The sequence below is a fragment of the Paenarthrobacter nicotinovorans genome (genome assembly GCF_007670255.1).
GTDB classification, from domain to species: Bacteria; Actinomycetota; Actinomycetes; order Actinomycetales; family Micrococcaceae; genus Arthrobacter; species Arthrobacter nicotinovorans_B.
The window spans coordinates 167,233-192,642 of sequence record NZ_SZVS01000003.1; the positions used below are offsets into that span (position 1 = coordinate 167,233).

Consider the following 25,410-nt stretch of genomic DNA (forward strand, 5'->3'; position numbering starts at 1 on the left):
GCTGGTCAGTCAGCGGGAGGCACAGGATGAGCATCGAGCCGGATTTCGCAATGGAGGAACCGGACGAGGGGCAGGCCCTCGACGACTACTCGCGGGTGGTGATCAGGGTGGCGGAGTCCGTAACGCCCCATGTTGCCGCCATCGAAATGATGAGTACGGGGCGCCGGGGCCAGGTCCGCGTCGGCAGCGGCTCCGCAGTGGTCTTCACCGCGGACGGGTACATGCTCACCAACGCCCACGTTGTTGCCGGACTCCAATCCGGCAGGGCTGTTTTCGCTGACGGCAAGCAGACGGATGTTGAACTTGTGGGGGCGGATCCCTTGTCCGACCTTGCCGTTGTACGTGGCCTCAAGTCCACCCCTCCACCGGCCCTGCTGGGCGATGCCGACACCCTGCGCGTGGGCCAACTGGTGATTGCAGTCGGGAATCCGTTGGGACTCGCCGGGTCAGTGACCGCCGGCGTAGTGAGCGGCTTGGGAAGGTCCATTCCCGTCCGGGCCGGCGAGCACAGGAGGGTCATCGAGGACGTCATCCAAACCGACGCGGCCCTCAACCCCGGGAACTCGGGAGGTGCGTTGGCGGACACCAAGGGCCGGATCGTGGGGATAAACACCGCTGTCGCGGGCTTGGGACTCGGCCTGGCCGTGCCCATCAATGCGACAACCCAACGCATCATCGGCTCGCTCTTGCGGGACGGCCGCGTCCGCCGGGCCTATCTGGGACTGGTGAGCACTCCTATCCCGCTCGACGCCAGCGCCGTGGTGAGGACAGGCCAAAAGGAAGGCTTGCGGGTGGTGGAGGTCATTGCCAATTCACCTGCCGAGAAGTCCGGGTTGCTGCCGGGCGACCTCGTGCTCCGGGCGCAGGGCCGGGCAGTGTCCAGCGCGGAAAGCCTCCAGAAGCTGCTCTTTGAGGGAGCCATCGGGCAACCTTTCCCGTTGACAGTGCTCCGGGATGGCAAGACCGTTCAGCTGACGGCTTTCCCTTCGGAAATGAGTCAGCAGTGACGGCAGCTCAGGCCTTGTCCTCCGGCACGTCCACGACCCCGACAAAGCGGCTGCCCACGCCGTCGTACTCACTCCGGACTTCACCAAGGAAAAGCTTGGGCAGCTCGTTGTTCCTGTGGGTTCGGCAGTAGACGAAAGAAAAGTCAGGCCACCACTTCTTGGGGCGGACAGCCTCGGTGTAACCGCACACCGCGCAGCTGAGGTGGACCCAGATGGGCCGCTTTCCGGTTCGGTTGGCGCGTGACTGCACCAGCCAGGCCGGAGGATTGTCCTGCAGCTGACGAAGATCGGCCTCGGAGAGGCGGGAGGGAATGCCGTGGCGCTGGGCCATTTCCATCGGAATATCAAGGGCCAAGGCGGCATCACGTCTGCTGATCACCATTCAACGATACGGGACGTGGCGGGCGTAGGCTGTGCTCATGACTGACGCTCCTGCCTTGCCCCCGAGTACCCCTCTGCAAAAACGGGTTCTCGTGGTGGCGATCGTTGCGTCCTTCATTGCCATCCTGGACGGTTTTGTGGTGAATCTCGCACTGCCGGCCATCGGCAGGGAACTGGGCGGCGGCCTGGTCATCCAGCAGTGGGTGGTTGACGCCTATCTGCTGACGCTGGGGGCGTTGATCCTCGTGGCGGGTTCCTTGTCCGACCATTTCGGCAGGGCACGGATCCTTGAGTGGGGCCTGGCAGGCTTTGCTGTGACATCCATGCTCTGTGGTTTGGCGTGGACCGGCGAAGTCCTGGTGGTTTCGAGGGCCCTGCAAGGGATTGCGGGCGCACTTCTGGTGCCAAGTTCGTTGGCGATGATCATTACCTCGTTCTCCGGCCCCGCACAGTCGAAGGCCATCGGCCAATGGTCGGGGTGGACCAGCGCAGCGGCAATCGTTGCTCCCCTGATCGGTGGCGCCGCCGTGGACCTTCTGTCCTGGCGTGTCATCTTCTTCATCAATGTGGTTCCGGCAGTGGCCATCTGGCCGGTGCTCGCGGGTCTTCGTTCATCAGACGCTGCCCGGGACAGGACCAAACGGATCGACTACCTTGGCGCATTCCTGGCCATGGTCGGCCTGGGCGGACCGGTCTTCGCGTTCATTGAACAGGGTCGCCTGGGGTGGGGCAGCCCCCAAGTGTGGGTGCCCCTGGCACTGGGTGTGCTGGCGATGGTCCTGTTCTTGCTCCATGAAGGCCGCACCGCGGATCCCATGCTCCCGCTGGAGCTGTTCGCCATTCGGAATTTCGGCTGGGGGAACCTGGCAACGCTGGCCATCTACGCCGGGATCTCGCTGGGTTTCTTCGTCATGGGAATCTATCTGCAACAGGTTGGCGGGCTGGGTGCCACGGTAGCTGGTGTTGCCTTGCTGCCGGGAACAGTCATTCTAATGGTCGGAGCGTCGTACTTCGGTGGTCTTGCCGGCAAATACGGTCCCCGCTGGTTCATGACGGCCGGACCGCTGCTGTGCGGTGTGGGCTTCCTGATGTCGCTGTCGGTGCAGGAGCCCCTCAACTACTGGACGCAGGTGCTGCCAGGTCAGATCGTCTTCGGCATTGGGCTGGCGACGCTGGTTGCACCGCTGACGGCAGCCATCCTTGGAGCCGTACCGCAGAGCGAAGCCGGGATCGGATCGGCGGTCAACAACGCCGTCGCCCGCATCGCGGGCTTGATCTCCATCGCTTTCGCCGGCGTGATCGTGGGGCCGGTGTTCACCAGGCAAGGGCTTTACAACGCTTTGGTGGCAACAGCGGTTCTGTTCCTGGCCGGGGCCGTCGCGTCCGCCGTCGGGATCCGCAACCCCTCGGCCCCGGCGGCAGCCGCCGCTGACCGTGAACCTGGTGCAGCGTCCGACGACGGCGGTGCAGCCGGGCAGCGCAGCTGACCATTGGTGCCGCTGACGTCAGCGGGCTGGAAGCACGCAGCCTGGATGGGGGCCTGCGCTCTGAACCCATAAAGCAGAGGCGACTTCATCGGCAAGATCAAATTCGCGTCCGTTCTGGCCGCTTCCGATCCTGACCACCAAAGCCCCGCCAAAGGGCTTGCGTCCCATGACCTCCACGGGAGCGTCCAGTGGAATATCCTCAGCAGCCAGATACCTCAGGAGATCCGGGTTGTCGTCACTGATGCGGGTGATGCGGCCCGAGTGACCTTGGTCGAGCTCGTTCATTCGGTAGGCATGCGGCAGCTCCACGGTGCCGTCAGCCGCGGGGATGGGATCACCATGCGGGTCGCGTTCGGGATGGCCGAGTTTCGCGGCCATGCGTTCGATGAAGGTATCGGACACCGCATGCTCCAGCATCTCGGCCTCGTCATGGACTTCGTCCCAGCTGTAGCCGAGCTCTTCCACCAAGTAGGTTTCGATGAGGCGGTGCCTGCGGACCATGGAAAGGGCAAGGCGCATGCCCTCCGGAGTCAGACGGATGGCGCTGTAGGGTTGGTGGTCAACCAGGCCCTGGTCCTTGAGCTTGCGCACCATTTCGGACACCGAGGAGTTGGCGACGCCAAGGCGCAGGGCGAGCTGCGAGGACGTGATCGGCTTGTCCTGCCACTCCGTATAGGAGTAAATGACCTTGACGTAGTCCTCGATCGAGGAGGAGGGCGTACTGGTCTTCACACTCCAAGCCTACCGTGGCAAGGCATCATGGACTTTATATGCCCGCCAGGTCTGCGTCAGGTAAGGCAGCTGCACCGTCTCGCCGGGAGCGTGGCCGAGGTGCTCGTAAAGGTACCACTGCAGGTTGCCCATGACTTTGGCCCGTGTGGCTTCGTTGGCGCGCAGATAATAGCTCCGCGACTTGGTCAGCTCCATGATGTCTTCCGGTGACAACGGATCCTCCCACTCAGTGAGGTGGCGTTCCAACCCCTGGAATTCCGGGCCGATAACTGGCCGGAATCCCGGCTTGTGGACATCCCCGGCATGCATGATGCGCGAAAGTCGGTGGACCCAGGGAACCGAAGTGTCCAACTGGTTCCAGATCAGGCCCAGGACGCCGTGGGGGCGGAGGATTCGTGCGATTTCCGTGCTCGCTTTGAGCGGTTCGCACCAGTGCCAGGCCTGGGCAACGCTGACGACGTCGAATGCTGAGTCCGCCAGCCCTGTTGCCTCGGCCGTTCCCTCCGCTGCATGAACATCGGGATACGCCTTGCGCAGTTGCTCCAACATATCGGTGGAAGGATCGACGGCGGCAACCTCAAGTCCGCGTCCGGCCAAAAGGGCAGTGAACTTGCCCGTACCTGCGCCGAGATCTGCCGCGGTTGTTGACCCTTCGGGTACGAGCCAATCCACGGAGTCCTGCGGATATCCGGGCCGCACACGGTCGTAATGCTCGCCGCCGTCCTGGAAGCTCCTGCCTAGCTCGTGCCGACGGGAGGCATGGAGCTTCGGCCCACGGGGGCCGGCGGGGCCGGGTATGCCGGGAGCGCCTTCGGGTGTGCGCAGGGACACGCGGGACTCCTTCACGGGATAGCCAAAAAGGTACCCTACGAATTTACCCTCGGTCCGGGATTCCCGCTTGGTCAGCCGTGCCTTCCGGCCGACCGTGACCCTTTAGTCGACAGTGCAGGGAGCTGCCCCTGCGGTTCCCGGGGTGTTGGGCGCCCACTCGGGGTAAGTGCGGTGGTCGTTGGCGGGAACCCAGCGCCCTTCGTCAACAACGTAGTCCCAGCCCAAGCCGTTGCGCTTGAGTTCCTGGATGCCGGCGAGCAACCTTGTGGCGTCCTCCAACCGGGAGCCGACGCCGAAGCTTGCACGCAGGGATCCCGACGGCAGGCCCAGGCGCTTGAGCAAAGGGTGCGCGCAGAAACGGCCATCGCGGAGACCCACTCCGTGCTCGGCGGCCAGATACGCGGCGACCAGCCCGGCGTCGAATCCTTCGACGGAGAAGTTGACCACGCCGATGGTGTCCTCGGAGTCGCTGAAGATCCGGTGGACCGTTACGCCGTCGATGGCTTCAAGGCCCTCAACGAGGTAGCTGCGGATGCCGGCTTCGTGGGCGTGCCAGGCGTCCTCGTCCAGGCCAGCCAGGACCTGGGTGGCTCGGGCGAGTGTCGCCGCTCCGAGAACGTTGGGGGAGCCGCCTTCGTGCCGTGCCGGACCTGTGGCCCAGCTGACCGAATCCAGGCGGGCTTCGCGGACAGCACCGCCACCTGCCAGATGGGGGACGCCGGCGTCGAGCCAGTCCGCGCGGCCCACAATGACTCCTGCGCCGAACGGAGCATAGAGCTTGTGTCCGGAAAATACGATGTAGTCCACGTCCGCCTCTGCGATGTTGACGCGGCGGTGCGGAGCGAGCTGTGCGGCATCCACGACGATCCTTGCGCCGTACTGGTGCGCGAGGGAGGCCAGCCGGGCAATCGGCAGGATCTCACCGGTGACGTTCGAGGCACCGGTTACTGCGAGCAGGCTGATACCGCCCTGGGCCAGTTCGGCTTCAATCTTCCCGACGGTGCCGGCCAAGGTGGACTCCGCAACGACGCTGCGGTGCGGGACGCCCTGCCAGGGCAGGAGGTTCGCGTGATGCTCAATGTCCAGGTACAGGACCTCGCCAGCGAACTGGCCATCGAGGTGGGGCAGGCAGCCAGCCAGCAGGTTCAGCGAGTCCGTGGTGTTCCGGGTGAAGATCACCGAGTCATCGGCACGGCCGCCAACAAACTCACGGACGATGTTCCGCGAGTTCTCATACACGGATGTACTGATCTGCGAGGCGAATCCGGCCCCGCGGTGGACGCTGGCGTAGTAGGGCAGGACCTCGTTGAGGTAGGCGGAAACAACCGTCAGTGCCGGAGCCGATGCGCCATAGTCAAGGTTGGCGTAGCGGACGTGGCCGCCCTGGATCAATGGAGCCTGCAGTTCCGCGCCGGTGACGGCGGCAAGCGGACGGGCTGCGGCAGCTGTGGGGGAGTCTTCGATGAAGGAAGAAACGATGTTTGAGTTGAACGTGGCAGTGCTCATGGGACCTCACTCAAGAGGGACCCCCTCAGGGGATCCGCGCTTGCCGCATCCGTTCCGGACCGGCCGGGTCGTCACCCGGGGCACCCCACCGCGAATGGAGGGTTGCCGGCCAGCTAACCGGGGTTTAGCGCTGGCACTCGTGACCTGTAAAAAAGGCTAAGGCACGTCCGCGGAAGGGTCCAAAGCCACGGAGTTTTGTTAAGCCGTTTGTTACGCGGGATTGAAAAATCAGGGTTCCTGCGAATAAAAGACGGCGGTCGCCCCAAAACCGGGGCAACGGCCGTCGAAAATTCGATGGATCTCGATGTTCCAGGACTCAGGCCGGAGGCTGCAGGAGATCATCCAGTCCGGGGTTAAGGCGCTTCAGGACTTCCGAATGCAGGATGGAGTTTGTGGCAAGCGCGTTGCCGCCGAACGGGCCGTCTTCCCCTTCCAGGGAGGTAAAGCGACCACCGGCTTCGGTGACAATGGGAACCAGGGCTGCCATGTCGTAGAGGTTCAGTTCAGGTTCGCAGGCGATGTCCACCGCGCCTTCGGCCACCATGCAGTAGGACCAGAAGTCACCGTAAGCGCGGGTGCGCCAGAGGTCCTCGGTGAGCCCCAGGAACTCGTCGAGGTTTCCACGTTCTTTCCAGCCGGACAGGCTCGAGTAGGACATGGAGGCGTCGGCCAGGCGGGAAACGTTGGAGACCTTCAGGCGGGTTGCCGATGCCAGGGACCGGCCCATGTAGGCGCCCATGTCCTTGGCTGCCCACCAGCGTTTGCCCAAGGCGGGAGCGCTGACGACGCCTACAACGGGTTCCCCTTCGTCGACGAGGGCGATCAGGGTTGCCCACACAGGAACGCCCCGGACAAAGTTCTTTGTGCCGTCAATGGGATCGATGATCCACCGTCGCGAGCCATGCCCGCTGCTGCCGAACTCTTCCCCCAGGACGGCGTCACGAGGACGTGAGCGCGACAATTGACCGCGGATGGCTTCCTCGGCGGCCTTGTCCGCATCCGTGACGGGAGTGAGGTCGGGCTTGGTCTCAATCTGCAGGTCCAGGGCCTTGAAGCGATCCATGGTCTGGGCATCGACGGAATCGGCGAGGACATGGGCCAGGCGCAGGTCGTCGTTGTAGGTGGAAGCGGGTTGGGTCATGCCACCAAACTATCCTGAAACGCGCGCGGCGGTGGGGACGTTAAGGCACATCCGTCAGTTAACGGTGCCCAGTTCTTTGGCTTCCTTGGCTTCCAGCCGGGGGTCCGCGCCCAGGAGCCGCCGCAGGGATGCCAGGCGCGCTACACCGGATGGCCCGGCATGGCCGTCGTTGACCCACGCATCCAATCCGCAGTTCACAGCGGTTGCGTCATGCTTGCAGCCACGGTCGCACGTCTCAGTGCCGGGCTCCAGATCCGGGAACGAATGCAGTATCCGGTCAGGATCCACGTGGGCCAGGCCGAACGAACGGATGCCGGGAGTGTCAATGATCCAACTTCCGGACGGTGCATCGGCCAACTTGAGGGCCAGAGCCGATGACGACGTGTGCCGGCCGCGGCCGGTCACGGCGTTCACGCCACCAGTGGCACGCTCAGCACCGGTCAAGGCGTTGACCATGGTGGACTTACCCACGCCGGAGTGGCCCAGCATGACAGTCACTTTCCCACCCAGGTAGGACCGGAGCTGGGAGACGGCATCCCGGTCCAACCGCGCTGACAAGCCGTCATCTGAGCGGGCATCGATGCCGCTGGCCTCGGAGTCGGCAGTACGGCTGATGATCACGGGAAAGTCGAGGCTGAGATAGTTCGCCAGCAACTCCGTGGGATCCTTGACGTCGGCCTTGGTGATCAGCAGCAGGGGCTCAATACCGGCGTCGTATGCTGCCACGAGGGCGCGGTCGATGAATCCGGTGCGCGGTTCCGGATTGGCGGCCGCAACCACCACCACGAGCTGGTCGGCGTTGGCGACCACTACGCGTTCAATCGGATCTGTGTCGTCCGCGCTGCGGCGAAGCAGCGTCCTGCGTTCCTCCACCCGGACCAGGCGTGCCAGTGTGTCGGGTGATCCGGAGACATCGCCTACCAATGCCACGAAGTCACCCGGAACAACAGGGTTCCGCCGAAGCTCACGGGCGCGGGCGGCGATGACGACGCGCTCGTTGGCAGTGTCCTCATCCACGATCGCCCGGTAGCGTCCGCGGTCAACGGTGATGATGCGCCCGATGACGGCGTCGTCGTGGCTCGGGCGGTCCTTTGTCCTGGGCCTGGTTCCCTTTTTGTTTGGCCGGATCCGGACGTCGGATTCATCCCATGAACGTGCGTCGCGCCCCATGGTCAGTTGCTGTCCCCGTCCGGGGTGGCGGATTCGAGCATCCGCGTCCACATGTCGGGGAACTCGGGCATGGTTTTGGACGTGGTGGCTATGTCCTCCACCTGAACGCCTTCGACGGCAAGTCCGAGGATCGCCCCGGCAGTGGCCATCCGGTGATCGGCGTAGCTGTGGACCACCCCGCCATGAAGGGCCGCGGGACGTATTACCAGGCCATCAGCGGTCTCTTCGGCGTCGCCGCCAAGCCGGTTGATCTCGGCAACCAACGCCGCGAGGCGATCAGTTTCATGTCCGCGCAAGTGGGCGATGCCCGTCAACCGCGAGGGGCCGTCTGCAAGTGCGCACAAGGCGGCGACCGTGGGTGCCAGCTCGCTGGTTTCGTCGAAGTCGGCGCCTTGGATGGATGCTCCGCCGGTCACCGTCAGGGTTCCCTCGTGCAGGCTGACCGTGGCCCCCATGGCTGCAAGGATGGTGCGCCACATGTCGCCCACCTGGGTGGTGCCTGCCGGCCAGTTCGGGACGCGGACTGTGCCGCCTGTTGCCAGCGCGGCAGCCAGGAACGGGCCGGCATTGGACAGGTCCTGCTCGATTCGCTGGTCGAAAGCCCTGATGGTGCCCGGGGAGACACGCCAGTGGTTGGGTACCGAGTCATCCACGGCCACCCCAACACTGCGCAGAACCTCAACGGTCATGGTGATGTGGTCGAGGCTGGGAACGGGTTTGCCCACATGCTCCAGGTGGAGTCCCTCCGTAAAGCGCGCACCGACCAACAACAAGGCGGAGACAAATTGGGAGGAGGCGCTGGCATCGATGACGAGGTGCCCGCCACGAACCTCGCCGGTGCCTTCCACCGTGAAGGGAAGGGCCGACGGCGTCCGGCCGCCTTCCGCTGCCACCGGCACTCCCAAAGCAATCAATGCCTCGATGATGGTGCCCATCGGACGGTTGCGGGCATGTGGGTCGCCGTCGAAAATGGTAGCTCCGCTGCGCAGGGCAGCCAGCGGCGGCACGAACCTCATGACGGTCCCGGCCAAACCGCAGTCGATGGCGGTTTCCGCGCTGGAGGCTGTGGGATCCAGGGGAGTGATTTCCAGGTCGGGTCCGTAGTCGCCGTCACCGGGAACCTCTGTGACCGTAGCCCCCAACTGCCGAAGGGCCTGGATCATCAGCGCAGAATCGCGCGAATGCAGGGGAGCCCGGAGGCGCGAGGGACCATCCGCCAAAGCTGCCAACACGAGGAACCGGTTGGTCAGCGATTTTGAACCGGGGACAGTCACTGTGGCATTGACCGGCCCTTTGGCATAAGGGGCCGGCCACAGCGGAAGGTCGGCGGCTTTGCCTGTTGCGGTATTGGCGGAGGTGGTTCCTGTCATGCTTCCTTATGCTCCAACTGCGTTGTCTACGGCCTTGCGCACCGCTTTATCTGCCTTCTTGATCTGCTTGCCGGTCACCTTGCGGGCATCGGCTGCCAGGTGCTCTGCGCGCCAGGCAATGCTCGGCCGCCCTTCAGTGTCCACCGATGCCAGGAGCACGCCGCCGGTCAGCGAGATGTTTTTCAGGAGCTGGGCTTTCCGTGCGCTGCGGGCCTCTTTGGTGCTGATGTCCGCTGAGCGCCATTCGACGTAGGAGTTCAGGGCCGATGTCAACGCCAGGACCGTGGCAGCGAAACGGGAAAGCTTGCCGAGGCCGAGCAGGACGCCTGCGCCGAGCTGCGCGCCGCCAAGAACACGGGCGAGAGTCTTCTCGTCGGTTCTGAAGGGCAGTGATTCCGAGGCACGTCGCAGGACAGGGGAGAGCTGCTTCGCGGTGTCGTCAGCGTTCTTGAGCTTGTCCAGGCCTGCCACGACGAAGCTGGACGCAAGCATGGGCCGTGCGAGAAAACGGATAAAAGACATGGTGTGCCTCCTGGGTGGCTTGCCACACTGTTCGATGATTGTTGTGTTCACGGGGTGCAGTCGGGTTCTAGTCTTGCACCTTTGCGGAATATTTACCCAGCAGCGACCGTTGTGAGTTTCAGGTGCGGTGAAGACCGGACTGCGGCACGTCGTTGCCGCTCGCTGAACGGAGTTGGTTTTTTGACTTTGGTGAAGGACCGCATGGTTCTGCCCGAGGCCGGGTATGGGGTGCAGCCGGATTCTCCCAAGCTGACAGTAGACTTGGCAACGATGAGCACCATTGAACCGGCCGCAGCGGCCATGTACGAAGCAGCCGAAGCGACGGACGACGACAACGGTTCGGAACAGGCCGCCGTCGATGTCGCAGCGGAAAGCCCTGAGCAGCGGCGCGAACGTTTTGAACGCGACGCCATGCAGTACGTGGACCAGCTGTATTCGGCCGCCATGCGGATGGCGCGGAACCCATCGGACGCGGAGGACCTCGTCCAGGAGGCCTACACCAAGGCATTTTCGGCGTTTCACCAGTACAAGCCCGGCACCAACCTCAAGGCCTGGCTTTACCGGATCCTGACCAACACCTACATCAACCTCTATCGGAAGCGGCAGCGTGAGCCGTTGCAGTCCAATTCGGACACGATCGAGGATTGGCAGCTGGCCAAGGCCGAATCGCATACATCGGCAGGCCTGCGATCAGCGGAAGCTGAGGCGCTTGACCATCTGCCGGATTCCGACGTCAAGAACGCGTTGCAAGCCATTCCTGAGGAGTTCAGGTTGGCTGTTTACTTCGCTGACGTCGAGGGATATGCCTACAAGCAAATCTCGGAGATTATGAATACCCCGATCGGCACTGTCATGTCGCGGTTGCACCGTGGCAGGAAGATGCTCCGGGACATGCTGGCGGACTACGCCGCCGACAGGGGCTTCAAGGCCCACACCGAAGATCAGGCCGCGGCCGGAAGCAACAATCAGGAGAAAGAGAAATGAGCGACTGCCAGGGATTGGGCGATTGCGACGATACGCGAATGCAGCGGATTTATGAGTACCTCGACGGTGCGTTGACCCGCGAGGACCTCACGGAGATCAAGCAGCACCTGGACACGTGTGAAGAGTGTGCCGAACAGTATGACCTTGAGTGCCTTATCCGCACCATGGTCAAGCGCTCGTGCACCGAAGCTGCGCCTGAGAACCTCAAGAACTCCATCCTGGACAGGATTCATTCCATCAAGCCTGTTGATGCCTGATCCAGGCGCTGGTTCGAAAGCAGCCCCGCGTTAGGGGGCTTAACGCCAAGGGCCCCGGAAACCGCATGGTTTCCGGGGCCCCCGCTCTTAAGCCTTGACGCTAAGCCGCTGGCTTAGGTGTTGGGACGCTTGCCGTGGTTCGCGCCGCCGCGCTTACGGTCACGACGCTTACGTGCACGCTTGCTCATAGCTGGCCTCCTTCAATGATTGATACTCAATAGAGCTGCCCTCCAGTTTCGCACATCAGGGTGCCGCGCCGCGAACCGGTCAGCTGTTCAGTGAGTTCCGGATGGAGATTCGTGCCTGGTCCAGCACTGCGCGCACGGTCTCCAATGCCACCGGGGTCAGGGGCTGGGATGCTCCGTGTTGTCGCAACTCCACGCGGATATCGTCCCGGAAGGCCTGCACCATCAATTCGGCTTCCTTCAGCATCCGCTGGCCCTCGGGTGTGTGGCCCGCCGTACGGCTCCTGGACGTGGCGGACGCGGCGCTGGCGCGGGCTGCTTCGGCTGTCGCGGCCAGATCGGCCCGGAGGCCGCGCATGTTGCTGCGGATATCGGCCCGCAAGCTGTCCGCCAGCCGCCTGACTGAAGCCGAGATGGTGTCTTCCACATCCGCCAGTTCTTCCCTGCGGCTGTCCAATTCAGCGCGTCCGGCGGCGGTGATGGAGTACTTGGTGCGGCGGCCTTCGGCCTCTGTGGCAACGAGTCCTTCCTCTTCCAACTTTCCCAGACGGGGATAGATGGTTCCTGCACTGGGGGAGTACGTCCCTCCGAAGCGATCGCCGAGGGCTTTGATCAGCTCATAGCCGTGCTTGGGGCCTGACTCCAACAGCGCAAGCAAGTAAAGCCGCAGGGCACCATGGGCGAACACGGGAGGCATCAGAGGCCTGCTTCCCCTGGCGAGTGCGGGCTGTTGCCCGCTGCAGGTGCCGATCCATGGATGATGTACGTTTTGCCGGACACCGTATTCGTGCGGACAAGCATGAGCCGCTCATCCGGTCCCACGATGGTGTGCACATTGCTTCCGGGTTGAGCGTACAACTGGTCATCGATCACCACAGTTCCGCTTGCCGACTTCGCCACAATGTCCAGCCCCACATCGTGCGGGAGCCTGATGGTCAGGTCGCCCGAGACTGAATTGGCTCCAAGGTCGTTCGTGTAGTCCTGGAGATCGAAGCTGAGGTCGCCGTTGACCGTACTGGCGCGGACGTTCGTGAAGGTTCCCGACGCCGTGACCTCACCGGAAACGCTTTTGGCGGTCAGGACGCCGTCGTGGTTCCTGGCGATCACTTCGCCACTGACGGTGTTGACATGCAGTTCGCCGGTGGTGCCGTCCGCCATGACCGAACCTGACACCGTGTTGAGGCGGATACGGCCGCCGGTGCCGGAGACCATGCCGTCGCCGCTCACCGTTCCAGCTTCGACGTCGACGCCGGGTGGCAGTGCGATCCCGACCACCACTGAGTTGGTACTGGTGTTGTTGACGGTCCCCATCAGGTTGCGGAACCACCCTTGGGGGCCCTGCAGCTGATGCCGTACCTCCAGGCGGCTGTCCACCAGCGTTACCGTCAGCGGGTCACCGGTGATCTCGCTGATTTCGATGCGCACAAAGGGTTCGTCGTGCGTCACGATGTCGAAGCGGCCTTTGACGATGCCCAGCTTCAGGGAGCGGACATTGTCCACTTCAATGGTTTGCGGGCCCGTCACGGTCCAAAGTTCCTCTGACATGATCCCTCCAAGTTGCGATATATCGCGTTGATGAATTCACGATATATCGCGTTTCCCGGGAAGGCAAGGGTTTCCGGGTCAGGATGAAGCGCGGTACAGCTTGCCGATGAGGCCGCGGGCGATCACGACGGCAGGATCCCGTCCGTCGGCCGCCGGCGCCAGGTTGGTCCAGACAATCAGCGTGACGCCGTTACTGGGGTCGCTGCCCATGAAGGTGTTGAATCCCGGCAGCTCGCCCGTATGTCCGTACAGCTTCCCGAACTTCGCTATTCCCAGGCCATAGGAGGCGCCGTTGGGGTCGTCAGGTTTGGTAGGGAAGAAGGTCTCGAGGCGCTTTTTCTGCAGCTCGGCATCCAGAAGCTTTCCGTTGACCATAGCTTCGCCCAAGGTTTTCAAATCGGCGGCGGTGGAAATTCCCGAGCCGGCGGCCCATGCCCAGGAGGGGTTCACGTCAGTGACGTCGTTGGGCGCCAGTGCGCCCGATGCCGCTTCCTTCTGCATGTCCCCGGGAAGGGCAGGATCGGTCATTGTCAGTACGTTGTCGCCATAAAAGTAGCCCTTGGGGTGCGGGTCCGGGATGCTGTTGGACGAGACGTCCGGGAAGAGCGTGCCCTTCAAGCCAAGGGGCTCGAAGATGCGCTCCTTGAACAACTGTCCCAGGGGCTTTCCTTCGACCTTCTCAGCAACCAGGCCCAGGAGCACAGTATTCGTGTTGGAGTAGTGGAACCCTTGTCCGGGGGCAAAATACGCGGGATGGGCAAAGGCCAAGGCGAGGAGTTCTTCTGGCTTCCACTGCCTTTGCGGCTGGTTGTCCAAGGCCGTGTTGAGCTCGAGGGTTTCGGTGTAGTTGAAGAGACCGCTCCGCATGGTCATCATCTGTTCAAGGGTGATGGCGTCACCATTGGGGACATCAGGACGATACTTGGAAACCGGGTCGGTCAGGGCCAGCTTGCCCTCCTGGACCAGTTGGAGGACCACTGTGGTGGTCCAGGTCTTGGTGACAGATCCGACGCGGATGTGGTCTTCCGGCGACACCGGACGATCGGAGCCGCGCACCCCTGTCCCGTAGGTCGAGGAGTGGTTCCCATCGGGCGTCTGCAAGAGGACGACGGCGCCGGGCACCATGACCTCTTTGGCGGCGCGTTCGAACTCCGTGCGCAACGTTCCGGCGTCGAACGGTTGCAGGGCAGCGCTTGCCGACGACGGCGAAGCGGTGCCGCTGGAAGTTCCTGCTGGAGGAGCAGGAGGAGGGGAACTGCAGGAAACTGTGGTGAGGACGACGGCGAGGACTGCTGCTGCCGACGATGCTCTTACAGAAAGCTGCACGTTCCGCGTCATGGCTACTCCGGTTGGGCGATGTTAAGCCACTGGAACCAGCCCCGGTGCAGTACCAGCCACGCAATCAATCCGTAGCCTGCCTGGCCCGGTGTTCCCCCATTGGCTGCGAGGTCCGTCCTCCACTGCTCATGATTGAGCAAGGGGGAGAAGGTGTCAACGTAATGATGGTTCCTGCGGGTCGTCACGTCCGCGAACGCCGTATTGAGTTCAGCGAGCCGCTTGTTGCGTGCAGGGTCAAGAGTGGGCGGCGGACCCACGACGAAAACCTCGACGCTGCTGTGGGAAGCGCCGTCAAGGATGTTCGCCAGGTTCAGGCGGCTGCGCGCCGTGGAGAGACCGAACTCAAGGTCCCGTCCCGACAGGCCTATCACCAAACGGTTCTCATGGGTGTCGCTGAAGCGCCGGCCGGCCTCGTCCTGCCAACGCGCTGCCAGGCCCTCGGTGCCTTCCATGGGACAAGGGAGCGCAAAGCTTTCCACCACGACGGAGTCCTGGGGCGTGCGGGCAAGGACCCGGCCGAGCCAGCCCAGGGCGCGGGGATCCCCCAGGCCCGCAAGCAGTTCATCTCCAACAGCTGCGATGCGCAGCTTCCTGTCTTCCACGGTTACCTCTTCACACTCGTTACGGTCCTTGCACAATGTCCGGATCATCAGCCGGTTTCAGGACCGGGGTTCAGTCCCATTAAACAGAACTGCCCGGCCTGAGGCGTGTTTATCGCTCCTCAGGCCGGGCAGTTTCGTTTTACTTACGCTCGAATGCCTGCTTGATCAGGGCATCCTGTTCTGCGGCGTGGCGCTTCATGGAACCGGCGGCCGTGGAAGCCGATGCCGGACGTGACACCAGACGCAGCTTGCGGTCGAGCTCCGGTGCCAGGTTCAGGCCCATGAACGGCCACGGACCCTGGTTGGCGGGCTCGTCCTGTGCCCAGACGATCTCAGAGTTGGGGTACTTGGCGAGCTCTGCCTCGATCTCAGCCTTGGGCAGCGGGTAGAGCTGCTCGACGCGGATGATGGCGGTGGAGGTATCGCCGGACTTCTGGCGGTTGGACAGGAGGTCGTAGTACAAACGGCCCGAGACCAGGATGACCCGGTCCACGTTTGCCGGCTGCACTTCCGGATCTCCGATAACCGGCTTGAAGCCGCCCGTGGTGAAATCTTCGACGGCGGATGCGGCACCCTTGAGGCGCAGCAACTGCTTGGGCGTGAAGATGATCAGCGGCTTGCGCGGACGGCTGTAGGCCTGGCGGCGCAGCAGGTGGAAGTGCGAAGCAGCAGTCGTCGGGTTGGCGACGATCATGTTGTCTTCGGCACACAGCTGCAGGAAACGCTCGATACGGGCAGAGGAGTGGTCCGGTCCCTGGCCTTCGTAGCCGTGAGGCAGCATTAAAACCAGCGAGGAGCGCTGGCCCCACTTCTGTTCGGCCGAGGAGATGAACTCATCGATGATCGTCTGGGCGCCGTTGACGAAGTCGCCGAATTGGGCTTCCCAGAGAACAAGGGCGTCAGGACGCTCCACGGAGTATCCGTATTCGAAGCCCATGGCCGCGTATTCGGAGAGCAGGGAGTCGTAGATCCACAGCTTTGCCTGGTTGTCGGAGAGGTTGCCCAGGGGCAGCCACTCATTGCCATTGGCGCGGTCGTGGAAGACGGCGTGGCGCTGGACGAAGGTACCGCGGCGGGAGTCCTGGCCAGCGAGGCGCACGGGTACGCCTTCCATGATGAGGGAACCAAAGGCCGCGATCTCGCCAAAGCCCCAGTCAATGCCGCCTTCGCGGGACATCTGCTCGCGCTTCTCCAGGAGCTGCTTGAGCTTGGAGTGGACAGTGAAGCCTTCCGGAATCTCCAAGTGGGCCTTGCCGATTCGGGCAAGGGTCTCGGCGGAGATGGCCGTGGAGGCGGGTGAGTTGGTGCCGAAGTCGGCCTGCTGGGCGATCGGGCGCTCGATGTCCGAAACTGCAGCAGAGTCCGCAGTGATGATCGGGATGGGGGAGGTCTGCGCAGCGTGGGTCTCGGCGAAGACCCGCTCCAGGCGTTCCTGGTAGTCGCGGAGCAGCTGCTCGGCTTCCTCTTCGGTGATGTCGCCACGGCCAATGAGGGATTCGGTGTACAGCTTGCGGACCGAACGCTTCGCCTCGATGAGGTTGTACATCAGCGGCTGGGTCATCGAGGGGTCATCGCCCTCGTTGTGGCCACGGCGACGGTAGCAGACCATGTCGATGACGACGTCCTTGTGGAACCGCTGGCGGAACTCGTAGGCGAGCTGCGCGATGCGCACCACGGCTTCGGGGTCGTCGCCGTTCACGTGGAAGACCGGTGCCTGGATCATCTTGGCAACGTCCGTGGAGTACGTGGACGAACGCGAGGACGACGGTGCGGTGGTGAAGCCCACCTGGTTGTTCACGATCACGTGGATCGTGCCACCGGTGCGGTAGCCGCGCAGCTGGGAAAGGTTCAGGGTTTCCGCCACTACGCCCTGGCCGGCGAAGGCTGCGTCACCGTGGACCATGATCGGAAGCACGGGGAAGGATTCGCCCTGGTCGAGGCGGTCCTGCTTGGCGCGGACGATGCCCTCAAGGACGGAGTCCACTGCTTCGAGGTGGGACGGGTTGGCGGCCAGGTAGACCTTGGTCTGCTTGCCGTTGTCCGAGGTGAAGGTTCCCTCGGTGCCGAGGTGGTACTTGACGTCACCGGAGCCCTGGACGGAGCGCGGGTCCTGGGTGCCTTCGAACTCGCGGAACACCTGGGCGTAGGTCTTGCCCGCGATGTTGGTGAGCACGTTGAGGCGGCCACGGTGGGCCATGCCGATGGCGACTTCGTCGAGTCCGTCGTCGGCCGCATCCGAGATGATGGCGTCCAGCAGCGGGATCAACGATTCGCCGCCTTCGAGCGAGAAGCGCTTCTGGCCCACGAACTTGGTCTGCAGGAAGGTCTCGAAAGCTTCGGCTGCGTTGAGCTTGGATACGATCCGCAGCTGCTCTTCGCGGCTCGGCTTGGAGTAGGGGTGCTCCAGCTGGTCCTGGAACCACTTGCGCTCAGCAGGCTCCTGGATGTGCATGTACTCAATGCCGGTGGTGCGGCAGTAAGCATCGCGCAGGACGCCAAGGATGTCACGGAACTTCAGCATCGGCTTGCCGCCGAAACCGCCGGTCGGCCACTCGCGGTCCAGGTCCCACAGCGTCAGGCCGTAGGTCAGGACATCGAGGTCCGGGTGCTTGCGCTGGACGTACTCCAGGGGATCGGTGTCCGCCATGAGGTGGCCGCGCACGCGGTAGGAGTGGATCAGCTGCTGGATGCGGGCAACCTTGTTGATCTCGTCAGCCGGATCCACCTGAAGGTCCGGGCTCCAGCGAACGGGCTCGTACGGAATGCGGAGGGCTTCGAAGATTTCGTCATAGAAGTTCTGCGCACCGAGCAGCAGCTGGTGGACGAGCTTCAGGAACTCGCCGCTGCCTGCACCCTGGATGACGCGGTGGTCGTAGGTGGAGGTCAGCGTGAGGATCTTGCTGATGGCGTTCTGGGCGATGATCTTCTCGCTCGCGCCCTGGAACTCTGCCGGGTAGTCAAGGGCGCCGACGCCGATGATGGCGGCCTGGCCCTTGGACAGGCGTGGAACCGAGTGCACGGTACCGATGCCGCCGGGGTTCGTCAGCGAGACGGTGGTGCCTGCGTGGTCGTCAGCGGTCAGCTTGCCGTTGCGGGCGCGCTTGATGAGGTCCTCGTAGGTGTGCCAGAACTCGGCGAAGTCCATGGTTTCGGCCTTCTTGATGTTCGGAACCATCAGGAGGCGGGTGCCATCGGGCTTGGGCATGTCGATGGCGATGCCGAAGTTGACGTGCGCGGGCTGCACGGCGCTGGGCTTGCCGTCAATCTCGTCGTAGTAGACGTTCATCGACGGGAACTGGGACAGCGCGCGGACCACGGCATAGCCGATGAGGTGCGTGAAGGAAACCTTGCCACCGCGGGCACGGGCAAGGTTCGAGTTGATGACAACACGGTTGTCGATGAGCAACTTGGCCGGCACGGCGCGGACGCTGGTAGCAGTGGGAACTTCCAGGCTGGTCACCATGTTGGTGGCGATGGCCTTGGCCGGACCGCGGAGGACGGAAACGACATCCTCTTCCGGTGCAGTGGGGGCCTTGTTGCTCTTGGGCAGCTGGGCAGGGATTGGCTGCGCAGTGCTGCCGGCGGCGGGCTTCTTTGCACCGTCCCGGGCAACTGTTGCAGGTTCTTTCTTCGCCGGAGCGGGAGCTGCCGGAGCCGCAGGGGCGGCGGCCGGTGCCGCTGCGGGGGCTGCCGGCGCCGGTGCCGGAGCCGCTGCAGCCGGAGCTACGACGGGAAGTACTTGGGTAGGGGGATTGGCAGCTGCTGGAGCTGCAGAGGTTCCGTTGGAAGAAGTGCCGTCAGCGGAAGCAAAGGATTCGAAGAGGGGCCACCACTTGGTGTCCACCGAGTTCTTGTCGTGCTGGTACCGCTCGTACAGTTCGTCAACGAGCCACTCGTTTCCGCCAAATTCCTCTGGTAGACGGTGGCTGGGCTGCTCTGGCACTTGAAATACGCCTCTTCCATGAGTGTTGTTTTCCCGCTGGCCAAAGTTGCTTTTCCGCAACGATGGGACAGGGTCCGGGTCCCGCGAACTCAGACCCCTGACAGTCTAGTTAGGATCGTTGGTTAACTGCCAATAGTGGTGACCTAAATCATGTCGCTGTCGACTCAGTGGGTTGGACCAGCTTTTCGTGTTGCGAATTAAATCGTTTCATGGGCAGGCCCGAGTAAGCGGACTGTAGACTGAAGTTCTTATGGACAGTAAATCTAGGTGCCGGCCTGGGAACTGTCGGGGGAGCCAACCTGGCAACTCCGCACAGCGTGCCCGTCGAGCCGGCAATACCCGTTCACATGCCCATCATGCGTCGGCGTTCACTGCCGGTGGTGCCGCGGACCATGCGTCCGCAGCACCCGACCAGCCTCCGCCGGGTAGAAACCCCGCGCTGAAGGCCTTGACCCCATTGCACGTGCCTGCCCTTGGAGGGATGCGCTAAGTGGAATGGTTTCTTCTCTTGGCCGGTTTTGCCCTGATTTTCGGGACCGGCTTCTTTGTCGCAGTTGAGTTTTCCTTGGTTGCCCTTGACCAGGCAAGTGTCCAGTGTGCTGTCGATAACGGCGACCACGCTGCGGCGCCCCTGCTGAAGTGCCTCAAGTCGCTCTCCACCCAACTCTCCAGCTGCCAGCTCGGCATCACACTGACCACGCTCTTGACGGGTTTCGTGATGGAGCCCTCCGTTGGCCAGCTGCTCCTGGGGCCGCTCGGATTGCTGGGTCTTCCCAGCGAGGTCATCCACTCTGTCGCGTTGATCGTGGCAATGGCCTTCGCCACCCTGCTGTCGATGCTGCTTGGCGAACTGGTCCCCAAGAACATGGCCATCGCCCTGGCCTTCCCTTTGGGGAAGCGGCTCGCGCGCCCGCAGCTGATGTTTACCGCCGTCTTCAAGCCGGCCATCATCGTTCTGAACGGATTCTCCAACAAGGTCCTGAATTTGTTCGGGCTTGAGGCCAAGGAGGAGATCTCGGGGGCACGTACGCCGGCCGAGCTCGCATCGTTGGTTCGTCGTTCGGCGGAGCTTGGCACGCTGGATGCGGGGACGGCGAATTTCGTGGCCCGGACCCTGAACTTCTCCGGGCGTACGGCAGCCGATGTCATGACGCCACGCATCCGCATGGAAACCATCGACGCCGACCAGCCGGTGACCGACATCCTCGACGCCGCACGGCGCACCGGCTATTCGCGGTTTCCGATCATCGGCGATTCCACCGATGACATCCGCGGCGTGGTGCACGTAAAGAAGGCTGTGGCCGTTCCGGCGGATCGTCGCGCCAATCTCCAAGCAGGTGCCATCATGACCGATATCCTGCAGGTCCCCGAGACCATCCACCTTGACGCCCTGCTCTCTGAACTGCGTGAGGGCAACCTGCAACTCGCCGTCGTGCTTGATGAGTATGGCGGCACCGCCGGCATTGCCACCCTTGAGGACCTGGTGGAGGAGATTGTCGGAGAGGTCGCGGACGAGCACGACAAAGTGCGCCCCGGGGTGCTCCAAAGCGCCACCGGCGACTGGTACTTTCCGGGCCTGCTTCGGCCGGACGAAGTATCCGAGCAGATTCCGAACCTCACAGTTCCGGACGAGTCCGCCTATGAAACCGTGGGCGGCTACGTCATGAGCCAGCTGGGCCGGATCGCCAAGGTGGGCGACGTCGTGGAAACACCGGACGGGACCCTGACGGTCACCCGAATGGACGGTCGCAGGATCGACCGGATCTGTTTCCACCACATTGTCCGGGATGACGGGCAAAGCGATGCCGGATCCACCCAGCACGAGGCAGGTGCCGTATGAGTGACTGGGCAGGAATTGTCTGGCTTGTCATCCTCCTGATCGGCAATGCCTTCTTCGTGGGTGCGGAATTCGCCGTCATGTCGGCGCGCCGCAGCCAGATCGAGCCCTTGGCCGAGGCCGGCTCCAAACGCGCGCAGACAACCCTGCGCGCCATGGAAAATGTGTCGCTGATGCTGGCCTGCGCGCAATTGGGCATCACCGTCTGCTCCCTCCTGATCCTTCAGGTTGCCGAGCCCGCCATCCACCATCTCCTGGCCGAACCGCTGGAACTTGCCGGCGTGCCGGTTGAGTTGGCGGACGTCACCGCCTTCGTGATTGCGTTGCTGTTCGTCACGTTCCTGCACGTCACGTTCGGTGAGATGGTCCCCAAGAACATCTCGGTTTCTGTGGCGGACAAGGCGGCCCTTCTGCTGGCGCCACCGCTGATGTTCATCGCCAGGGTAGTCAACCCGGTCATCTGGAGCCTCAACTGGCTGGCGAACCACATCCTGAGATTGATGAAAATCGAGCCGAAGGACGAAGTCTCTTCCTCCTTCACGCTCGAGGAAGTGCAGTCGATCGTCCAGGAGTCCACCCGGCACGGCCTGGTGGATGATGAGACCGGCCTGTTGAGCGGCGCACTGGAGTTCTCGGAGCACACGGCCTCCCACATCATGGTTCCGCTGGACAAGTTGGTGGTACTCAAGACGGCCTCGACGCCGGTGGACCTGGAGAAGGCAGTCAGCCGTACCGGCTTCTCCCGTTTCCCGATGGTGGACGACGACGGCGAACTCGCCGGATACCTCCATGTCAAGGACATCCTGTCCATCCCTGACGAGGGCCGCCGGCACCCCATTGCCGAAGGGCGCATCCGTTCGTTGGCCAACCTGTCTCCGGACGATGAAATCGAGCGGGCCATGTCCGTTATGCAGCGCACAGGTTCGCACCTGGCCCGGGTCGTCGGCGCGGGGGGTGACACCCAAGGTGTCCTGTTCCTTGAGGATGTCATTGAACAGCTGGTCGGCGAGATCCGCGATGCAACGCAGGCAACAGGCATCCGTCGCTTTGGTGCACAGGAAGCCTAGTTTCGACGACGGATAGCGGTTAAAGGGTGGGCAGCGCTGCCGGAGCGATGCCCACCCTTTCTCCTAAATAGGAATCATTCCTATTTAGGGCTACACTGGTTTCTGCCAGTAATTGTGTTTGATTCTCATTTTGAGTAGATCCGAGGTCTTCGTGCGTCGTTCCGCCGCCCGCCTGTCCGTAGCCGCTTCCGCAGGTATCGCAGCGCTCCTGCTTTCCTCCTGCGCCGGTAACGCCGGGGCCAACAGTCCCTCATCTTCCGGGGCCATCGAGGTTGTCACTTCCACCAATGTGTATGGCGACATCGTCAAGGCCGTGGGCGGTGACAAGGTGAACGTCAGCGCCATCATCACCAAAACAAGCCAGGACCCGCACTCCTATGAGGCCAGTGCCCAAGACAAACTCGTGATCTCCAAGGCCAAGCTCGTGGTGGAAAACGGTGGGGGCTATGACGAGTTCCTGCACAAGATTGCCGACGAAACCAAGGTCGGCCACGACAACATGATCAGCGCAGTGGACCTTTCCGGGCTGGCTCCGGCAGAGGCAAGCCACAGCGAAGATGCACACTCCGAAGAAGGCCACAGCCACAGCCACGGCGACTTCAACGAGCACGTTTGGTACAACCTTGACGTCATGGGCAAGGTCGCCGACGCCGTGGCAAGCAAGCTCGGCAGCCTGGACGCGGCATCGGCCTCAACGTTCACCGGCAACGCCGATGCCTTCAAGGCAAAGCTCAAGGAGCTGACCAGCAAGCTGGACGCCGTGAAGGCAGCAAACGAGCATGCACCTGTGGCGATCACCGAGCCTGTTCCGCTGTACCTCCTGGAAGCTGCAGGCCTGGAGAACAAGACGCCCGAGGCCTACAGCGCCGCAGTTGAAGAGGGCTCTGACGTTCCGCCCGCCATCATGAAGGAAACCACAGACCTTCTCAGCGCCGGTTCTGTCCGTTTCCTCGCCTACAACGAGCAGACCGCAGGCCCCCAGACGGAAACCGTCAAGCGTGCCGCCGAGTCTGCACAAGTGCCGGTCGTGAACTTTACCGAGACCCTGCCCGACGGCAAGGACTACATCCAATGGATGACCGATAACGTGGAGTCGGTTTCCTCCGCGCTGAAGAAGTAGCACTTTCCAGCTCCCACAAATGCGATGAAGGGCCCGGCCGGCGTCCTAAGATGTTCAGGATGGCTGTCGGGCCTTTTGCTTGCCGCCACCGAGGCCTGCCAACAACCACGCCGGATGCCCCGGGCCGGTATTCAACAAACTGCGTTCCCAGCAACGTACGGATAGAGGACAACTTTTGACACCCGTAGTGAGCCTCCGCGGAGCCAGTCTGCAGTTCGGCAAGAGGACACTCTGGAAGGACCTTGACCTCGACATCAACCCGGGCGAGTTCTTTGCCGTCCTGGGGCCGAACGGCAGCGGCAAGACCAGCTTCCTGAAGGTCCTCCTGGGGTTGCAGGAACTTCACGCGGGAACGGTTTCCCTGGCGGGGCATCCGGTGGAACGCGGCAGCAAGCAGATCGGTTACATTCCCCAGCAGAAGTCCTTCGCACCGGACACCCCCTTGCGTGCACGCGATTTGGTGGGCTTGGGTATGGACGGCCACCGCTGGGGGATGCGGCTCGCATCCGGAAAAATCAATCAGCGCATCGACGAACTGCTCGAACTGGTAGGAGCCTCGGACTACGCCAAGGTACCGGTTGGCCAGCTTTCCGGAGGCGAACAGCAACGGCTAAGGGTGGCCCAAGCACTGGCCACCGAACCCCAGGTCCTGCTCTGCGACGAGCCGTTGCTGTCCCTGGATCTTCACCACCAACAGGGCGTCAGCTCCCTGATCAACAAACAATGCCACGAACGGAACAGCGCCGTGGTCTTCGTAACGCACGAGATCAATCCAGTCATCGAGTATGTGGACCGCGTGCTGTACCTGGCCGGTGGCCAGTTCCGGGTGGGAACCCCGCAGGAAGTCATGACCACGGAAGTTTTGTCCGAACTGTACAACAGCCATGTGGAGGTCATCCACACCAACGGAAGGATCGTCGTCGTCGGTCTTCCGGATGCCACCACGCACTTCCATGACGATGCCCACGCGACCGCCGGGGAGGAGCTCTAAGTGGACCTGGCCGAGATCCTGCAGACCATCTTCAACTTCGAGAACTACGGCGAATTGCTGGTCCTCGTCCAGAATTCGCTCTGGGCCGGCGCCGTCCTTGGATTGCTCGGCGGCCTGGTCGGCACGTTCGTGATGAAGCGTGACCTGGCCTTCGCGGTCCACGGGATCTCCGAACTGTCCTTTGCCGGAGCGGCCTTTGCGCTGCTGATCGGTGCCGATATCATCCTCGGCTCCCTGATCGGTTCGGTGGCGGCAGCGGTCCTGCTGGGCTTCATGGGTGTACGGGCGCGGGACAAGAACTCGATCATCGGCGTCATCATGCCCTTCGGGCTGGGCCTGGGGATTCTCTTCCTGGCGCTCTACGAAGGCCGTGCAGCCAACAAATTCGGGCTGTTGACCGGCCAGATTGTCTCCGTGGACACCGTCCAGTTGCAGGCCCTGGCCGGAACCGCCGTAGTGGTGATGATTGCGTTGATCGCCATCTGGCGCCCCCTCAGCTTCGCCAGCGTGGATCCGGAGATGGCAGAAGCCCGCGGCGTTCCCGTGCGTGGCTTGGCGATCGGTTTCATGGTGCTTCTGGGCGTCAGTGTGGCCTTGTCCATCCAGATCGTTGGTGCGCTGTTGGTGCTGGCTTTGCTGATCACGCCGGCGGCAGCAGCCTTGCGGGTGACGACCTCGCCCAAACTGGTGGTCGTTTTGAGTGTTGCCTTCGCCCTGACCTCGACGGTGGGGGGCATCCTTCTCGCCCTCGGCAGCCGCATCCCGATCAGCCCCTACGTCACAACGTTGTCGTTCCTGATCTACGTGGTGTGCCGGATCATTGGCCGGATGCGGGTGAACCGTGGCTTGAATGGCCGCGTGACGCGGGACCAGCCTGCCCGGGCGCTTTAGAGCTTTCCTGCGGCCTTCTTGGCAGTGCACTCGGGACACAGGCCAAAGATTTCCACCGTGTGGGCCACTTCCGTGAAGCCGTGCTCCGAGGCAGTGCGGGCGGCCCAGGTCTCGACTGCGGGTGCTTCGACTTCCACGGCCTTGCCACAGTTCCGGCACAGCAGGTGGTGGTGGTGCCCGGTGACGGCGCAACGCCGGTAGACGGCTTCGCCCTCGCCGTTGCGGAGGACGTCAATGAGGCCGTCGTCGGCCAGGGACTGCAGAATGCGGTAGCTGGTGGCCAAGGACACCGAGATGCCCTTGTTCTGCATCAGGCGATACAACTCCTGGGTGCTGACGAAGTCGTCCAATTCGTCCAAGGCGGCGCTGACGGCCAGGCGCTGCTTGGTGACGCGCTGCTCCTTGGCTCCGCCGGTGGCCGGAGCAGCCGGCCTGCTCGGGTCGGTCGCGGCGGAATTGGTGCCGTGTGGCATGGAAAGGCTCACTTCCGTGGGGATGCTGGC

Annotated in this window: 24 protein-coding genes and 1 riboswitch; of the genes, 9 read left to right on the top strand and 15 right to left on the bottom strand. The window is 63.1% G+C overall.

What is annotated here, in order from left to right:
• Positions 1-26 precede the first annotated feature (26 nt).
• Positions 27-1,007, top strand: a complete 981-nt coding sequence (locus tag FDP28_RS06085) for a S1C family serine protease (RefSeq protein ID WP_144659821.1) — start codon at positions 27-29, stop codon at positions 1,005-1,007.
• A gap of 7 nt (positions 1,008-1,014) precedes the next feature.
• Here the strand turns inward: FDP28_RS06085 and FDP28_RS06090 are convergent, their stop codons facing one another.
• Positions 1,015-1,389 carry a hypothetical protein gene (locus FDP28_RS06090; protein ID WP_260842358.1) on the bottom strand — a complete coding sequence of 125 codons (375 nt, stop codon included), beginning with the start codon at positions 1,387-1,389 and terminating at the stop codon, positions 1,015-1,017.
• 31 nt (positions 1,390-1,420) lie between these two features.
• Here FDP28_RS06090 and FDP28_RS06095 point away from each other — a divergent pair, with 31 nt between their 5' ends.
• Positions 1,421-2,875 carry an MFS transporter gene (locus tag FDP28_RS06095; protein ID WP_144659822.1) on the top strand — a complete coding sequence of 485 codons (1,455 nt, stop codon included), beginning with the start codon at positions 1,421-1,423 and terminating at the stop codon, positions 2,873-2,875.
• 18 nt (positions 2,876-2,893) lie between these two features.
• Here the strand turns inward: FDP28_RS06095 and FDP28_RS06100 are convergent, their stop codons facing one another.
• From FDP28_RS06100 to FDP28_RS06130, 7 genes are all read right to left on the bottom strand, one after another.
• Positions 2,894-3,607, bottom strand: a complete 714-nt coding sequence (locus tag FDP28_RS06100; RefSeq protein ID WP_144659823.1) for a metal-dependent transcriptional regulator — start codon at positions 3,605-3,607, stop codon at positions 2,894-2,896.
• 9 nt (positions 3,608-3,616) lie between these two features.
• On the bottom strand, positions 3,617-4,438 hold the full coding sequence (locus FDP28_RS06105; RefSeq protein ID WP_186313523.1) for a class I SAM-dependent methyltransferase: 822 nt from the start codon (positions 4,436-4,438) through the stop codon (positions 3,617-3,619).
• A gap of 102 nt (positions 4,439-4,540) precedes the next feature.
• Positions 4,541-5,944 carry an aminotransferase class V-fold PLP-dependent enzyme gene (locus tag FDP28_RS06110; protein WP_144659825.1) on the bottom strand — a complete coding sequence of 468 codons (1,404 nt, stop codon included), beginning with the start codon at positions 5,942-5,944 and terminating at the stop codon, positions 4,541-4,543.
• Positions 5,945-5,975: 31 nt separating this feature from the next.
• A riboswitch (SAM riboswitch) is annotated at positions 5,976-6,089 on the bottom strand.
• A gap of 171 nt (positions 6,090-6,260) precedes the next feature.
• Entirely contained in the window at positions 6,261-7,085 is an 825-nt protein-coding gene (gene hisN, locus FDP28_RS06115) for a histidinol-phosphatase (protein WP_144659826.1), read from the bottom strand.
• Positions 7,086-7,139: 54 nt separating this feature from the next.
• On the bottom strand, positions 7,140-8,255 hold the full coding sequence (rsgA, locus tag FDP28_RS06120; RefSeq protein WP_144659827.1) for a ribosome small subunit-dependent GTPase A: 1,116 nt from the start codon (positions 8,253-8,255) through the stop codon (positions 7,140-7,142).
• A gap of 2 nt (positions 8,256-8,257) precedes the next feature.
• On the bottom strand, positions 8,258-9,625 hold the full coding sequence (gene aroA / locus FDP28_RS06125) for a 3-phosphoshikimate 1-carboxyvinyltransferase (protein WP_186313524.1): 1,368 nt from the start codon (positions 9,623-9,625) through the stop codon (positions 8,258-8,260).
• Between the two features lie 6 nt (positions 9,626-9,631).
• The gene (locus tag FDP28_RS06130; protein WP_144659828.1) at positions 9,632-10,147 is read right to left on the bottom strand and encodes a DoxX family membrane protein; all 516 of its coding nucleotides are present in this window, start codon (positions 10,145-10,147) and stop codon (positions 9,632-9,634) included.
• A 180-nt stretch (positions 10,148-10,327) separates the two neighbouring features.
• Between FDP28_RS06130 and FDP28_RS06135 the strand changes: the two genes are divergently transcribed.
• Both FDP28_RS06135 and rsrA read left to right on the top strand, forming a co-directional pair.
• Positions 10,328-11,131, top strand: coding sequence for a sigma-70 family RNA polymerase sigma factor (locus FDP28_RS06135; protein WP_144659829.1), 804 nt, complete (start codon positions 10,328-10,330; stop codon positions 11,129-11,131).
• On the top strand, positions 11,128-11,388 hold the full coding sequence (rsrA, locus tag FDP28_RS06140) for a mycothiol system anti-sigma-R factor (protein ID WP_144659830.1): 261 nt from the start codon (positions 11,128-11,130) through the stop codon (positions 11,386-11,388). The genes FDP28_RS06135 and rsrA overlap by 4 nt, the downstream gene beginning before the upstream one ends.
• Positions 11,389-11,501: 113 nt before the next feature.
• Here rsrA and FDP28_RS20965 read toward each other — a convergent pair whose 3' ends face one another.
• The 6 genes from FDP28_RS20965 to FDP28_RS06165 all read right to left on the bottom strand — a co-directional run bounded on the left by FDP28_RS20965 (position 11,502) and on the right by FDP28_RS06165 (position 19,001).
• Positions 11,502-11,576 (bottom strand): 50S ribosomal protein bL37, encoded by a 75-nt coding sequence (locus FDP28_RS20965; RefSeq protein WP_369299106.1) that lies wholly within the window; start codon positions 11,574-11,576, stop codon positions 11,502-11,504.
• A 79-nt stretch (positions 11,577-11,655) separates the two neighbouring features.
• Positions 11,656-12,270, bottom strand: a complete 615-nt coding sequence (locus FDP28_RS06145; protein WP_144659831.1) for a PadR family transcriptional regulator — start codon at positions 12,268-12,270, stop codon at positions 11,656-11,658.
• Positions 12,270-13,118 carry a DUF4097 family beta strand repeat-containing protein gene (locus FDP28_RS06150; RefSeq protein ID WP_144659832.1) on the bottom strand — a complete coding sequence of 283 codons (849 nt, stop codon included), beginning with the start codon at positions 13,116-13,118 and terminating at the stop codon, positions 12,270-12,272. Before FDP28_RS06150 ends, FDP28_RS06145 begins: the two co-directional genes overlap by 1 nt.
• Before the next feature lie 78 nt (positions 13,119-13,196).
• Positions 13,197-14,456: a serine hydrolase domain-containing protein gene (locus FDP28_RS06155; RefSeq protein WP_144659833.1), complete on the bottom strand. Its 1,260-nt coding sequence runs from the start codon at positions 14,454-14,456 to the stop codon at positions 13,197-13,199.
• A gap of 2 nt (positions 14,457-14,458) precedes the next feature.
• Complete coding sequence (locus tag FDP28_RS06160; protein ID WP_144659834.1) at positions 14,459-15,106, bottom strand: GDSL-type esterase/lipase family protein; 648 nt, start codon at positions 15,104-15,106, stop codon at positions 14,459-14,461.
• Positions 15,107-15,197: 91 nt separating this feature from the next.
• Complete coding sequence (locus FDP28_RS06165) at positions 15,198-19,001, bottom strand: multifunctional oxoglutarate decarboxylase/oxoglutarate dehydrogenase thiamine pyrophosphate-binding subunit/dihydrolipoyllysine-residue succinyltransferase subunit (protein WP_144659835.1); 3,804 nt, start codon at positions 18,999-19,001, stop codon at positions 15,198-15,200.
• Between the two features lie 490 nt (positions 19,002-19,491).
• Here FDP28_RS06165 and FDP28_RS06170 point away from each other — a divergent pair, with 490 nt between their 5' ends.
• From FDP28_RS06170 to FDP28_RS06190, 5 genes are all read left to right on the top strand, one after another.
• Complete coding sequence (locus FDP28_RS06170) at positions 19,492-20,841, top strand: hemolysin family protein (protein WP_144659836.1); 1,350 nt, start codon at positions 19,492-19,494, stop codon at positions 20,839-20,841.
• Positions 20,838-21,905 (top strand): hemolysin family protein, encoded by a 1,068-nt coding sequence (locus FDP28_RS06175; protein ID WP_144659837.1) that lies wholly within the window; start codon positions 20,838-20,840, stop codon positions 21,903-21,905. The genes FDP28_RS06170 and FDP28_RS06175 overlap by 4 nt, the downstream gene beginning before the upstream one ends.
• Positions 21,906-22,023: 118 nt before the next feature.
• Entirely contained in the window at positions 22,024-23,025 is a 1,002-nt protein-coding gene (locus FDP28_RS06180; RefSeq protein ID WP_144659838.1) for a metal ABC transporter solute-binding protein, Zn/Mn family, read from the top strand.
• A 187-nt stretch (positions 23,026-23,212) separates the two neighbouring features.
• Entirely contained in the window at positions 23,213-24,016 is an 804-nt protein-coding gene (locus FDP28_RS06185) for a metal ABC transporter ATP-binding protein (RefSeq protein WP_144659839.1), read from the top strand.
• Positions 24,017-24,907 (top strand): metal ABC transporter permease, encoded by an 891-nt coding sequence (locus FDP28_RS06190; RefSeq protein ID WP_144659840.1) that lies wholly within the window; start codon positions 24,017-24,019, stop codon positions 24,905-24,907. It begins immediately after the preceding gene.
• Here FDP28_RS06190 and FDP28_RS06195 read toward each other — a convergent pair.
• Entirely contained in the window at positions 24,904-25,380 is a 477-nt protein-coding gene (locus FDP28_RS06195; protein ID WP_144660014.1) for a Fur family transcriptional regulator, read from the bottom strand. The genes FDP28_RS06190 and FDP28_RS06195 overlap by 4 nt on opposite strands.
• Positions 25,381-25,410: the final 30 nt, after the last annotated feature.